The organism is Streptomyces sp. SID13726, assembly GCF_010548375.1.
GTDB lineage: Bacteria > Actinomycetota > Actinomycetes > Streptomycetales > Streptomycetaceae > Streptomyces.
This window is the reverse complement of record NZ_JAAGLY010000006.1, coordinates 308,841-322,005: the sequence shown is the minus strand read 5'-3', so window position 1 is coordinate 322,005 and position 13,165 is coordinate 308,841. Positions and strand designations below refer to the sequence as shown.

Below are 13,165 nucleotides of genomic sequence, written 5' to 3'. Positions count from 1 at the left end.
CGCTCAGCCCAGGTAGCCCATGCGGTGGCTGATCTCCTGGGCGCCCTTGACCAGCACCGGGGCGAGCGCGTGCATACGGTCCTCGGTGAGCCGGTAGGCGGGTCCGGAGGCGCTGAGGGCCGCGATGACCTCGCCGTCACGGTCGCGGACCGGGGCGGCCATCGCGTGCAGGCCCTCCTCGAACTCCTCCAGGGTCCAGGAGTAGCCGCGCTCCCGGGCCTCGGCGAGGTTCTTCTCCAGCTTGGTCTTCGCGGTCAGGGTGCGCGCGGTCATCTTCTTCAGACCAGTGTCGGACAACAGCGCGCTGCGGTCCTTCACGGCCATGTGGGCCAGCAGGATCTTGCCGCTTGAGGTGGCGTGCAGCGGGGTCAGCTGACCGACCCAGTTGTGCGCGGTGACGGCGCCCGGGCCGCGTACCTGGTACAGGTTGATCGCGTAGTGCTCCTGCATCACCGCGAGGTTCACCGTCTCGCCGATCTCCTCGGCGAGGCGCTCGCAGACCGGGCGGCTCTGCTGGGTGATGTCGATCCGCCCGGTGACCGCGCCGGCGAGCCGCACGATCCCGAAGCCGAGCCGGTACTTGCCGCGCTCACCGGCCTGCTCCACCAGCCCGCGCGCCTCCAGCGCGCCGAGCAGCCGGAAAGCGGTGGACTTGTGGACGTCGATCTCGGCGGCCACCTCACTGACTCCGGCCTCACCGCGCCGGGCCAGGATCTCCATCACGTGAATGGCCCGGTCGACGGACTGCACCCCGCCGCTCGACGACCCTGTCGTTTCGTTCTCCGGGTTGTAGTTGCTCACAACGCAACTATACGCGCGGTACGGTACAAGCCGTTTACGCGTGCGACTCTGACCAGGTACTTTCACTTGGTACGCACCGATGTGTGGGTGTGCCCGGTCAGGGCTGCCACCTGCGGGGTTCCCGGGTCAGGGGGTGCTCTCGCCGGTGCGAGTGTCGCCGTGCGGAACCAGGACCGCGATGTCGCCGCCGAAGCCCACCACGAGCGAGCCCTCCGGGGTGACGGTCAGCGCGTGGACCGGTGCGGGGAACACCAGCTCCCGGCCTGTCCGCCGCCAGGTCCCCGGCTCCCACAGACACACCGTGCCGTCGGCCCCACCCGTGACGATCCGGAGTTCGCCGCCGATCTCCGCGCACACCACCGCGGAGACGGTGCCCTCATGGCCGACCAGCCTGCCGACCTCCCGCCCCGCGGCCAGGTCCCACACGCGGACGGTGGCGTCGTAGCCCGCCGTGATCACGTGGTTCCTGCCGTCGACGACCGCGGTCGCGACCGCCCACGCCTCACCGTCGTGCCCCGGGAGGGGCTCGCCGACCGGCTGCCCGGTGGTCAGATCCCACGTCCAGATCCGGCCGCGGCTCATCGCGGCCACGGCATGGGGCCTGCCGTCGATCACCAGCGTGTCGACGGCCATCACGAAGTCGTCGTGCCCGGTCAGTTCACGGACCTGCTCCCCGCCGCCGGCCAGATCCCACACCCGAACCGCTACGTCGTCGTCGCTCGCGAACGCACACGCCCGCCCCTCGACGACGGCCGTGCCCACACACCACACCTCGCCGTCGACCCCCGGCAGTTCACGGATCGCCTCTCGGCCGGCGAGGTCCCACACCCGCACCGCCCAGTCACCGGCCGTGACGACGACCGGCCGTCCGTCCACCACCTCCGCGGCCACGGCCCACACCCGGCCACTGAGGTCGCTCAAGGCCGGCCCGAGCGGCCGACCGCTCTCCAACTCCCGCACCTGAACGGTCTGATCGGCGCTACCGCTGACCACGATGCGCCGGCCGTCCGAGAAGGCCGTCACCACCGAGTTCACGCCACCGTCGTGCCCTACCAGCTGCGAGTCATTCTGCGCCCCGGTGACCCACAGCACCCGCCACGCCTCGCCGCCGCCCTCCTCCGGGTCGGCGTTCACGAGCCTTCGCAGGTCTCTCCAGCACGTCTCCGACCCTGACGGGTCCGACGCGGAATCGGTCGTGTGTACGTCGTCGCTCACGGCCGGAACTCTAGTGGTGGGGTCGGACAGGCTCGTCGGGTGAACCGGGGTACAGAGGGGGCGCCCCCGCGCGAATCGTGCCTCGGCCCGCTCGGCACTCAACACCGCCAGCCGTGGCAGATGTTGACGATATGCTCTGTTGTTCAGCTGGCTCTCTGGGGGTGTTGTGGCCGACGCGGACTTGATGACCGTCTCACTGAACGGATCCGCCGACAGTGATCTGGTCGAACTCGACGAACTCACCGCGCAGTTGAGGGCAGAGCTGCTCGAACTGGACGTCGACCGTGTGGACACGGTCCGCGTCGACGAGGCTCCGGCGGGTTCCAAGCCGGGCGAGGCGGTCGCACTCGGTGTCCTTGCCGTGACGTTGTCGCCGATCGCGTTGCGAGGGGTGCTGCGGCTGCTGGAGACGTGGATGACCAACCGCCCCGTCCGCAAGGTGCGGGTGGAGCTCGGCGACGACAGCATCGAACTGGAACAGGCCTCGGCGGAGGACCAGCGTCGGCTCGTGGACGCGTTCATCCTGGCCCACCAGCCCGGCGCTCCCGCGGAGCCGGAAGGTGGAACAGGTTCCGCCGGTGCGTGACACGGAGTGCCCCTTACGGATGGTGAGGTACTTCGCGGGCGGCTGTGGTGGGTAGCCGCGACGCGTTGCTCATCGCCACAGGTACGTACGAGAATCCCGCGCTGGGGCAACTCCGTTCACCGGCCCGGGACGCCGCCGGACTCGCGGCGGTGCTTCAGGACCCCGGCATCGGGGCGTTCGACGTCACTCAGGTGATCGATCGGCCCCAGCATGAGGTCAATCGCGGCCTGGAGACGTTCTTCCTCAACCGCAGCCGGGACGACCTGTTACTGCTTCACCTCTCGTGCCACGGCATCAAGGACGACAACGGCCGGCTCTACTTCGCCGCCAGGGACACCGACCGGAGGCTGCTGGCCTCCACCGCGATCTCCGCGGCCTTTCTGCACGACCAGATGCGCCACTGCCGAGCGAGGTCGATCGTGGTCCTTCTCGACTGCTGCTACAGCGGTGCCTTCCTCACGGGCGCCAAGGGCGACACCTCCGTGCACGTCAAGGAAGAACTGGCGGGGCACGGCCGCGCGATCCTCACGGCCACGAACCGTACCGAGTACGCCTGGGAAGGCGAACACCTCACCGAGATGTCGCCCGAACCGTCCCGGTTCACGGGAGCCGTGATCGAGGGCCTTCGTACCGGAGCGGCGGACCGGGACGGAGACGGCACCGTCAGCGTCCATGACCTGTACGAGTACGTCTACGAACGACTCCTCGCCGACGGCGTGAAGCAGAGTCCGCAATTGTGGACCGCGCTCGAATACCGGGTGGGCATCGCCCGAGCCGTCAGGAGCGAACCGCAGCCGACGGTCGAGTCCGTGCCGGAGGGTGAGCGGAGCCCCGCCTCCCCGGTTTCCGGCGATGCGACGACCGGTAGCGAAGTCCAGCGTTCTGAGAGGGAGTTGGTCCGTCTCGGTGATGTGCTCCGCGCGGCCGGGGCGGTCAACGACAACCACCCGATGCTGATCACGATCGGCAAGGCCGTCGACGGCGGCTTCGTGTCGGCCGATCTCGCAAAGGCGCCGCACCTCCTCGTCGCCGGTGCCATGGGTTCGGGTACGACGTCGCTCATCGACTGCCTGATCACGTCGATCCTGACGAGGGCGGCCCCCGATGCCGTCCGCATGCTGCTCCTTGACCCAGGGCGAGTCGAGATGGCGGCGTACAGGGACATCCCGCATCTGTTCACCCCGATCGTCACCGACGTGAACCGGTCCGTCGGGGCGCTGCAACGGGTCCTCAAGGAGATGGATCTCCGCTACGGCGACCTCGCGGCCCACGGCCATCACCACATCGACCACTTCAACCGGGCCGTGTACGAGGGAACCGTCGCCGCTCGTGCGGGGAGTCAGCGGCACCTACGACCGCACCCGTATCTCCTGGTGATCGTTCACGAACTCGCCGACCTGATGGCGATCGCCCCACGGGACGTCGAGGACGCGATCGTGCGGATCGCTCAACTCGCGCACACCGTCGGCATTCACCTGGTGCTCGCCACACAGCGGCCGGCGGCGGGCGTCGTCACCGGTCTCATCAAGGCCAACGTGCCCTCGCGGATCGCCTTCGCCACCGCCACGCCCGCCGACTCGCGGGCCATTCTCGACCGGCCCGGGGCGGAGACGCTGACCGACAAGGGGGACGGTCTGTTCCTGTCGACGGGGGTCGGCGAACCGGTCCGGTTCCAGAGTGCCTTCGTCACCCAGGACGAAATCGCCGCCGTGGTCGCCCACTGCGTCGGGCACGGGCGTGACCCCGCTCAGGCTCCGCCGCTTGTGTTCAAGGGATACGCCGCCACGGTGACGCTCTACGCCGATCGGGCCGAGATCAAACGCAAGCTCATGGGCAAGGCGACCGGTGCCCGAGACTGCGTGATCCCTCTCGCCGAGGTGGTCACGGTCCAGTCGAAGAAGCCCACGCCGCTCACCAACGGATATGTGCAGCTCGCCACCGCGCAGGACCGCGGACAACTCCGTTTCGCCACCAGCAGGCCGCAGCAGGCAGTCGCCGGCAACTCCCGGACGGTCATTTTCTCGTGGAACCAACGAGAGACCTACGCGGCCTACCTGGAGGCGGTCAGCGACCGGGTTCCGCCCCTTCTCCCCACGCTGCCGCCTCACTAAGGTGACCCGATGAAATTACGGACCGTGCTCCTCGTCCTGTTCCTGCTCCCCCTGCTGTGGGGAGTGATCGACCTGTTGAGGGCGGGGGCGGCCCGTGGTGCTCCCGAGTGTCCGGGGCTTCAGCTCGGTGAGGACGGTGAGGACCATCCCGGTGCGATGCGCAAGGGGTACACCTGTGCGCTCGACTACGACACCAGTAGTGGGCGTTCGGTCGGTACCAGTAGCTACGAGCAGGTGAAGTACGGCCAGGAGGTCAAGCGGAAGAGCCTGTCGTGGCAGGGCACGGGGTTCGTGTTGTACGGCGCCGCGGGCATTGTCGTCACGGCCGCTGCCACTCGGGGGCGGAAGAGCGCCGCCTGAGCGGTCAGCGGGTGCGCCTCGGTCGCCAGCCGGGGCGGGGGATCGAGGCCAGCAGGGAGCGCGTGTAGGCGTGTTGGGGGTCGGCGAAGATGCGGGCCGTCGGGCCGTGCTCGACGATGCGGCCCCGGTGCATCACCACCGCTTCGTCGCACAACTGCCTGACGACGGCCAGGTCATGGGTGACGAACAGCAGTGTCGTGCCGGTGTGTTCGCGCAGATCCGCGAGGAGGTTGAGGATCTGCGCCTGGACGGAGACGTCGAGGGCGGCGACCGCTTCGTCGAGGAGGAGGACGTCGGGGTTCAGGGCCAACGCGCGGGCGATGGCGGCACGTTGGCGCTGGCCGCCGGAGAGGGCGGCCGGGCGGGCGGCGGTCAGGCCGGGGAGGCCGACCATGTCCAGGAGTTCGGTGACCCGGTGCTGCCTCGCTGACCGGTCGGCGCCGAGGCGGTCGGCGTGCAGGCGCAGCAGTTCGGCCAGGCCGTCGCCGACGGGCTGACGCGGGTCGAGGCTGGAGTAGGGGTCCTGGTGGACGATCTGGACGGCCGCGGCGCGGGCCAGTCGGGCGGTGCGGCCCCGTCGTCGTAGACCGGTGTCGTGGCCGTCGAACAGCACCTGCCCCGCGGACGGTTGCTCCAGGCCCGCGACCAGGCGCACGACCGTCGACTTGCCCGCGCCGGACTCGCCGACCAGGGCCAGGGCACCGCCCCGGGGCACCTGGAAGCCGATGTCCTCGCAGGCGGTGATCTCGCCCTGGCGGGTCGGGTAGCGCTTGGTCAGTCCGGAGACGTCGAGCAGGGGTACGGCGGTCACAGGGCGGCCTCCTTCGGGCGGTCGAGGTCCCCGTCGAGTTCGTCGGCGCGGTGGCAGGCGACCGCGCCGTTCCCGTCCGGGAGCAGGGCGGGGCGTTCGGTGCGGCAGCGGTCCTCGGCGAAGGCGCAGCGGGCGGCGAAGGGGCAGCCCTGTCCGGTCTCGTGGGCCGCGGCCGGTCGGCCGGGGATGACGGGCAGCCGGGCGCCCGGTTCGCCGAGTCCGGGCCGGGCGGCGAGCAGGCCCGCGGTGTAGGGGTGGCGGCGGCCGGAGTGCAGGTCGCCGGCGGGGCGCTGTTCGACGACGGTGCCCGCGTACATGACGGCGATGCGGTCGCAGACGGCGGTGGCGAGTTCGAGGTCGTGGGTGACGAACAGCATCGCGAGGTCCCGGTCCCGGCGTTGCTCGTCGAGGAGGGCCATGACGTCCTGCTGGGTGGTGACGTCGAGGGCGGTGGTGGGTTCGTCCGCGAGCAGCAGACGGGGTGCGTCGGCCAGCGCGGAGGCGATCATCATGCGTTGCAGCAGTCCGCCGGAGAGCTGGTGGGGGTACTGGCGCAGCCGGCGCGGACCGTCGGCGATGCCCATGTCGTGGAGCAGCGGGACGAGCCGTTCCTCGGCCCGGGCGCGCGTCAGACCGCCGTGGTAGGTGAGCGGTTCGGTGAGGAAGTCGCCCAGCGTGCGCACCGGGTTGATGTGGGCCCGCGGGTTCTGGAAGATCATCGCGGCTTCGCGGGAGAGGTAGCGGGTGAGCCGCTCACGGCCCATGCCCTGGACGTCCTCGCCCTCGAAGGCGATGGTGCCGCGGGTGCGCGCGTCCCTCGGCAGCAGCCGGATGACGGCGCGCGAGGTCAGCGACTTCCCGGAGCCGGACTCCCCGACCAGACCGAGGGCTTCGCCGGACGCGAGGTCGAACGTGACGTCACGGACGAGGACATGGGGCTGCCGACGGCGGCGGTGCAGATCGATGCCGAGGTGCTCCACCCGCAGCAGCGGACCGGTGGTGCTCATCGCGACTCCTCCCGGTGGGCGCGGGCGATCATCGTGTCGCCCAGCAGGTTGAACACGACGACGGTGACGACGATCAGCCCGCCGGCCATCAGGCTCTGCCCGGGCGCGCCGGCGAGCAGCGAGGACTGTCCCTCGGAGACCGTCAACCCCCAGTCCGCGGTGGGCGGTTGAACCCCCAGGCCGAGGAAGGAGACACCGGCGAGGTCGATCAGGGCGGAGCCGAAGGCGGCGGTGGCCTGGGCGACGACGAACGGGGTCAGATTGGGCAGCAGATGGCGCAGGGTGATCCGCCAGGCCGACATTCCGGCGGCCTCCAGGGCGGCGACGTAGGGCAGCCGGCGCTCGCGCACGGCCACCCCGCGCACGATGCGTGCCATGTACGGCAGGTAGGCGACGGCCAGCGCGACCACGGGAGCGGTGAGGCCGGGCCCGAAGACGGCGACGGCCAGCACCGCGAGCAGCAGACCGGGGAAGGCGAACAGGACGTCGTTGACCCGGCTGACGACCCGGTCCAGCCACCCGCCCCGCCAGGCGCAGAGCAGGGCGACCGCGACACCGCCCACGGTGGCGCCCGCGATGATCAGGGCGGGCCCCAGCAGGCTGACCCGGGCGCCGTACAGCAGACGGGAGTACAGGTCGCGGCCGAGGGCGTCGGTGCCGAGCCAGTGCGCGGCGGACGGGTCCTGGCTCGCCGCCCCCATGTCGACGGTGTCCGGCTGATGCGTGGCGAGGACGGGGGCCAGAACGGCGAGGAGCACCAGAAGGACGGCCAGGGCGCTCAGCGCGGTGGCCGAGGGAGTGAGACGGCCCGTCCGCAGCCGCAGGGACAGCCCGAGTCGGCCGATCCTGAGCGTCGGAGCGGTCTCGGAGACATCGCTCATCGTGAGCTCACCGCCCGGATTCTCGGGTCCAGGGCCGCCTGGAGCAGGTCCGTGGCGGCGTTGACGACGATGAAGACCACGACCATGAGCAGCCCCACGGCCTGCACCACCGGCGTGTCCTTCTGGGCCACGGCCGCCACGAGCGCCGCGCCCAGGCCGTTGAGCCCGAACGCCTGCTCCACGACGACGTCCGCGGCGATCAGCCCGCCGACGGTCAGTCCTACGGCCGTACTGATCGGGATCATCGCGTTGCGCAGGATGTGCCGGCGCAGGATCCGCCCGGCGGGCAGGGCCCGGCTGCGCGCGGTCTCCACATGCTCCCGGCCCGCCTCCTCCCGTACGGCGGCCCGGGTGATCTGGGCGAGGTAGGCGGCCCAGGCGATCGCGAGGGTCACCGCGGGCAGGGTCAGGTGGTACAGGCGGTCGGCGAGCGACGGCCCTCCCGCGCCGAGCGCGGGGAACCAGTGGACCTTCACCGCGAGCAGGGCGACCAGCGCGGAGGCGGCGACGAAGGCGGGCACGGCCAGGCCGACGCCGGTGAGCGCGGTGACGACGGTGCCGGTCCGCCGGGACAGCGCCGACCAGACACCGAGGCCCACTCCGAGGACGACGATCAGGACACCGGCGTAACCGACGAGCAGGAGCGTGTCCGCGACCCGGGGTCCCAGGAGCGAGGAGACGGACTGCCGGTAGGTGAGGGAGGTGCCCAGGTCACCGTGGAACAGGCCGGTCAGCCAGTCCCAGAACCGGGTCGACAGGGGCTGGTCCAGGCCGAGTTCACGGCGGATCGCGGCGATGGTGCGCTCGGAGGCGCGGGGTCCGGCGAGCCGGCTGGCGGGGTCGCCGGGGGAGAGGTTCAGCGCGGCGAACATCGCGAACGCGGCGACCAGCACGGTGGCGGCCAGGCCCAGCAGCCGGAGCAGCCAGGTCAGCGCGGCGCGGGCGAGCGGCTGCACCGGGCTCACCTGCTTCCGATCCGGGCCAGCGAGGGCGAGAAGAGGTAGGCGAAGGAGGTGGGGGCCCCGGTGATGCCGTTGTTCATGTAGGTCACCTCGTGCAGGGAGAGCAGCGGTGCGGCCAGCGTCTTGGCCTCCCACCGGCGCTGGGCGCTGATGATCAGGGCGGCGCGGGCCCGGGCGACGGCGGTCTGCTGGGCCTTGGCCAGGGCGGAGTCGACGACGGGGTCGGAGAAGCCGGTCCAGTTGAAGAAGCCCTCGGACAGCGCCACGTTGGGGATCCAGTCGAGCGGGTCGGGGACGTCCAGGAACGTCTCCGCCAGCACGAAGTCCAGGCCCTTCCGGTAGGTGGGGTCGTAGAACATGCTGGAGAACTGGAGGGCGGGCAGCTGGCGGACGGTCAGCTTGATGCCGATGGACTCGGCCGCCTGCTGGAGGACGGCCGCGGTGTTGAGCAGGTCCTGGGAGCCCGCCTGCACGGCCAGCACGGCGGGCCGCAGCTCGTCGCGGTGCTTGGCGACCAGCGCCCGCGCTTCCTTGAGATCCGCCGCGGTCGGGGCCGTGTGCACCAGCGGCATCGAGGCGGCCGCCGCTTTGTACGCGGCCTTGGCCTCGGGGTCCCAGCCGGTCTCGGGCAGCACGGTGGTGCTCGGTACGGCGGCCCCCCGGTAGACGGTACGGGCGAGTTCCTGCCGGTCGACGGCCAGGCTCAGCGCGCGCCGGATGTCCGGCTGCGCCGCCAGCCCGGTGGGCTGGACGGGGATGATCTGGAGGGACTTGAGGCTGGGGCCGAAGTACAGCTGTCCGCTCGCGCTGCCCTTCAGCGTGGGCAGCGCGGAGTTGGGGACCTCGAAGGCGCCCGCGATGGCGCCGCTGGCCAGGGCCTGGGTGAGCGCGGTGGTGTCGGTGACGAACAGCAGGGTCACCTTGTTCGCGTGCGCTCGGTAGGCGGGATCCCAGTAGTGAGGGTTGGCCTTCAGCTCGATGCTCGCGCCCGACGTCCACTTCGCCAGTTCGAACGGCCCCGAGCACATCACGCCCCCGGCGGCCGTACCGAACTTCTTGCCCGCCCGCCGGGCGTAGCGGGCCTGTACGACGGTCCCGGCGGTCGTGGCCAGCTCCTTGAGGAACAGCTCGTCGGGCTTGCTGAAGCGCACGGTCACGGTGTGGGTGCCGGTCGCCTCGATCGAACTGACGTTGACGAAGAAGGAGTTGGCCACCGCGCTCGGGGCGAGCTGCCGCTTCAGGCTGTAGACGACGTCGGCCGAGGTGAGCGCCGTACCGTCCCAGAACCGCACGTCGTCACGCAGCCGCAGGACGAGCGTCCGGGGGTTCGGCTGGTCCCAGGACCGGGCGAGGCCCGGTGAGGTGCTGTAGTCGGGGTTCAGGCGCAGCAGGCTGTCGCACAGGTTGCTGACCACGAGATACGGCGACGAGTCGCCCGCCTGCTGGTAGTCCAGGGTGGTGGGCTCGCCGGTCGGCAGGTCCCACACCAGCGACGACAGCTGCCCGCGCGCCGGGTCCGAGGTGGTCCGCAGCAGCCCGCTGTCCAGGGTCGCCGCAGGGAGACCCGTGCAGCCGGAGACGCCGAGAGCCAGCGCCGTCGCGGACGCGGCCGTGGCGAGAAGGCGCCGCCATGCCGCTCTGCCGGTCATGACAGGGACTCCGTGTCGACGACGGTCAGCGAGAGGCAGGAGGTCCGGTCGCCACCGGTGGCGAGGGTCTGCGCGGTGACCTTGCCGGCCGACGCGAGCCAGGGGTTCTCCTCGGTGCCCGGATGCGGCAGGTACATGGGGAAGTCGCTGGAGGCGATGTGCAGCCGCAGGGCGTGCCCGGGCCGGACCCGGTAGCCGGCGTGGGTGAGGTCGAAGTCGGCCGGCGCGGGCGGGCCGCCCGGTATCGACCGCTGCCCCCGGACCAGGACATGGGCGGAACCGTCGGGCGACACGTCCAGCAGCTTCAGGTACACGTGGGCGCCCGGTCCGTCCGTCCCCACGGTCAGGGTCGCCCGTACCGGACCCGCCAGGTCCAGCGGCTCGGCGAACGGTTCGGTGCTGAAGGTGAGCACGTCAGAGCGCCGGTGCAGCGCCGACTCGTCCACGTGGTGGCGCAGCGCGGAGAACGAGTCCTCCAGCAGGCTGGGCACCAGCTCGGCAGGGTCGTGCGCCCAGGTCGCGGACTGCTCCCCGGTCGGCGGCTCGGTCCCCAGGAGGCCACCCCTCTCGTCGACGGCCGCCTTCGGCGCCTCCGACAGATGCAGGCGCAGGGTACGTGCTCCCGGTGGCGGCCAGGACCCGGCCGTACGGTCACCGACGTGTCCGTGGTGCCACCGCACCCTGGGCAGGCTCGCCGGATCACCCTCCTCCTTGACGTACACGTCGAAGAACGCGACCACCGGATCGAGGTGCCGGGGCAGTATCCGCTCCACCGCCGCGTCCTCGGTCGCGTGGTCCAGCTCCGGCGGCACGGGGACGTCGTCCAGGTGGTAGCCCTCGTGGTCGATCGAGTCGACGTGCAGGTACTGAAGCGGCGCCCAACCCGATCGGGACGCCAGCTCGGCCCAGTCGTTGATGCTCGGCTGGAGGCAGTTGTCGAACCAGCCGGCCTGGTGGAGCACCGGGAGGGGGCGGCCGTCGAAGGGATGCCCGTACGGGAACGCCGGCAGGGTCCTGATCTCCGGGATGCAGGTCTCCCACACGGCGGGCCGGGAGCCGATGCCCTCGGCGATCTCGTCCATGGCGTCACCGAGCGGACGCCGGCTCAGATCCGGCGTGAACTCGTACGCCCACCGGTCGGTCCAGTAGGCCGCGAAGTACAGCGCGCCGAACAGCTGGACGATGCCGTCGTGCCGCCAGTGGTCGGGGCGGATGCCGTCGGCGCCGGTGACCCGGGGCGCGATGGCCCGCAGCGCGGGATGTCCGGCGGAGGCGGCGGCCCATTGGGTCGCGCCGTAGTAGGAGTCCCCGAACATCCCGACCCGGCCGTCGGACCACTCCTGCCGGACGATCCAGTCGATGGTGTCGTAGCCGTCGTCGGGTTCGTGGACGAACGGCATGGTCTCGCCCTCGGAGCGGAACTTCCCGCGCACGTCCTGGACCACCACGGCGTAGCCGCGCGCGGTCAGGTAGGCGGCGATCCGGTCCATGAAGACATAGCGGCTGTTCTTGTCGTACGGCAGTCGCACCAGCGCCGTGGGCAGTGGGCGCCCGTCGTGGTCGGACGGCAGGTGGACGTCGGTGGCCAGGCGGACCCCGTCCCGCATCGCGACCATGAACTGCGTCGCGGTGGCGGGAACGGGGGCGGGCTCGGCGCGCTGCACGGGAAGCGGCATCTCTGCTCCAGCAGGGAGGCGGGGCGGGGCTTGCCGAGGATTGAACAGCGATGTGAACACTGTTGTCTAGACTGTTCACGCACTTTCTCCTTAGGATCACCGGCAGACGGCGGCGGCCGGGACAGGTTCACGGGCCGGACCGCGCAGGACAGGACAGGCACAGGGAGGGACAGCCCATGGGGGAAGCCGGGACCGTTCGAGGGCGACGCCGAGGCGGTGCCCTCACCCGCGAGGAGATCATCGAGGCCGCGGTGGAGATCAGCACCGCCGAAGGGCCGGCCGGCGTCACCTTCCGGGCGCTGGGCAGCCGTCTCGGCGTGGCGGCCACCGCCCTGTACCGGCACTTCCGCGACAAGGACGAGCTGATGCTCGCCCTCGCCGACCAGATCTTCGTCGAGATCGCCGAACGCTTCACACCGGGCGACGACTGGGCCGCCGACCTCCGCCAACTGGCCTTCCTGGGCCGCGAGGTGGGCCGTCGGCACGCCGTCACGCTGGCCTGGCTCGGCTACCGCAACACCGGGGGCCCCGGCGACCAGGCCGTCGCCCTCGATCTCCTGCGGGTTCTGCTGGACGCGGGCCTGACACAGGAACAGGCCCTGTTCCACTATCAGTTGCTCACCGACACGCTGATGGGCCTGCTCACCGTGGACGCCATGCGCGAGTCCCTCGACGCCGACACCCGCCGCAAGGACGACACGGCCCTCGCCGCGCTCTACGCCAACCTGGCCCGCGAGGAGCCACGGCTCTCCCATGTGCCCGCGCTGGCCATCACGGCCGACGATGACGATGCGCTGTTCGCCGCGCAGATCGACCTCCACGTCCACGCGATCCGCGCGACGGCGTCGGGGATGCCGATCCTGAAGCCGCCTGCCTGAGGTGGCTGGGCCGTGGTGGGTGAGAAGGACGGTGTGACGGTCACGCGCGGTCGTCTCGGCAAGGACTTGAGGCCACGGCGGATCGTGCGGGCCGAGCCGGTAGGCGTCCCGAAGGTGACCCGCGGGGTAGGACAGGTCGCCGCGCGGGCCGGTGGAGTGCGAAGTGGGCGGCGAGAACGGGGAGTCGGGACAGCCGAGGTCGAGCTGGTGGACCTCGCGGCCCCGGTG

The 13,165-nt window shown here is 71.2% G+C and carries 11 protein-coding genes and 2 pseudogenes; 5 read left to right on the top strand and 8 right to left on the bottom strand.

All coding sequences use genetic code 11. The features are described from left to right. Positions 1-3: 3 nt before the first annotated feature. Positions 4-750 (bottom strand): IclR family transcriptional regulator, encoded by a 747-nt coding sequence (locus G3I78_RS18565; protein WP_164426287.1) that lies wholly within the window; start codon positions 748-750, stop codon positions 4-6. A gap of 177 nt (positions 751-927) precedes the next feature. After that, positions 928-2,016 carry a hypothetical protein gene (locus tag G3I78_RS18560; RefSeq protein WP_164425829.1) on the bottom strand — a complete coding sequence of 363 codons (1,089 nt, stop codon included), beginning with the start codon at positions 2,014-2,016 and terminating at the stop codon, positions 928-930. A 184-nt stretch (positions 2,017-2,200) separates the two neighbouring features. Between G3I78_RS18560 and G3I78_RS18555 the strand changes: the two genes are divergently transcribed. The 4 genes and pseudogenes from G3I78_RS18555 (at position 2,201) to G3I78_RS18545 (ending at position 5,073) form a co-directional block, all read left to right on the top strand. After that, complete coding sequence (locus G3I78_RS18555) at positions 2,201-2,602, top strand: hypothetical protein (protein WP_164425828.1); 402 nt, start codon at positions 2,201-2,203, stop codon at positions 2,600-2,602. 44 nt (positions 2,603-2,646) lie between these two features. After that, positions 2,647-3,336: pseudogene (locus G3I78_RS52035) on the top strand (caspase family protein); the annotation flags it as partial. Between the two features lie 102 nt (positions 3,337-3,438). Continuing rightward, positions 3,439-4,326: pseudogene (locus G3I78_RS52030) on the top strand (FtsK/SpoIIIE domain-containing protein); the annotation flags it as partial. 396 nt (positions 4,327-4,722) lie between these two features. After that, on the top strand, positions 4,723-5,073 hold the full coding sequence (locus tag G3I78_RS18545; RefSeq protein ID WP_203615131.1) for a hypothetical protein: 351 nt from the start codon (positions 4,723-4,725) through the stop codon (positions 5,071-5,073). Between the two features lie 4 nt (positions 5,074-5,077). Here the strand turns inward: G3I78_RS18545 and G3I78_RS18540 are convergent, their stop codons facing one another. The 6 genes from G3I78_RS18540 to G3I78_RS18515 are packed head-to-tail and all read right to left on the bottom strand — an operon-like array spanning position 5,078 to position 12,059. Next, positions 5,078-5,884 (bottom strand): ATP-binding cassette domain-containing protein, encoded by an 807-nt coding sequence (locus G3I78_RS18540; RefSeq protein WP_164425827.1) that lies wholly within the window; start codon positions 5,882-5,884, stop codon positions 5,078-5,080. After that, positions 5,881-6,891 (bottom strand): ABC transporter ATP-binding protein, encoded by a 1,011-nt coding sequence (locus tag G3I78_RS18535; RefSeq protein ID WP_164425826.1) that lies wholly within the window; start codon positions 6,889-6,891, stop codon positions 5,881-5,883. Before G3I78_RS18535 ends, G3I78_RS18540 begins: the two co-directional genes overlap by 4 nt. Continuing rightward, the gene (locus tag G3I78_RS18530; protein WP_164425824.1) at positions 6,888-7,772 is read right to left on the bottom strand and encodes an ABC transporter permease; all 885 of its coding nucleotides are present in this window, start codon (positions 7,770-7,772) and stop codon (positions 6,888-6,890) included. Before G3I78_RS18530 ends, G3I78_RS18535 begins: the two co-directional genes overlap by 4 nt. Beyond that, positions 7,769-8,728 carry an ABC transporter permease gene (locus G3I78_RS18525; protein ID WP_343243798.1) on the bottom strand — a complete coding sequence of 320 codons (960 nt, stop codon included), beginning with the start codon at positions 8,726-8,728 and terminating at the stop codon, positions 7,769-7,771. Before G3I78_RS18525 ends, G3I78_RS18530 begins: the two co-directional genes overlap by 4 nt. Before the next feature lie 5 nt (positions 8,729-8,733). Then, positions 8,734-10,383 carry an ABC transporter substrate-binding protein gene (locus G3I78_RS18520; RefSeq protein WP_164425822.1) on the bottom strand — a complete coding sequence of 550 codons (1,650 nt, stop codon included), beginning with the start codon at positions 10,381-10,383 and terminating at the stop codon, positions 8,734-8,736. Beyond that, the gene (locus tag G3I78_RS18515) at positions 10,380-12,059 is read right to left on the bottom strand and encodes a CocE/NonD family hydrolase (protein WP_239157902.1); all 1,680 of its coding nucleotides are present in this window, start codon (positions 12,057-12,059) and stop codon (positions 10,380-10,382) included. The genes G3I78_RS18520 and G3I78_RS18515 overlap by 4 nt, the downstream gene beginning before the upstream one ends. Positions 12,060-12,235: 176 nt before the next feature. On the opposite strand from G3I78_RS18515, the gene G3I78_RS18510 reads away from it, so the two are divergent. Beyond that, complete coding sequence (locus G3I78_RS18510) at positions 12,236-12,937, top strand: TetR/AcrR family transcriptional regulator (RefSeq protein ID WP_164425820.1); 702 nt, start codon at positions 12,236-12,238, stop codon at positions 12,935-12,937. The last annotated feature ends 228 nt before the right edge of the window (positions 12,938-13,165 follow it).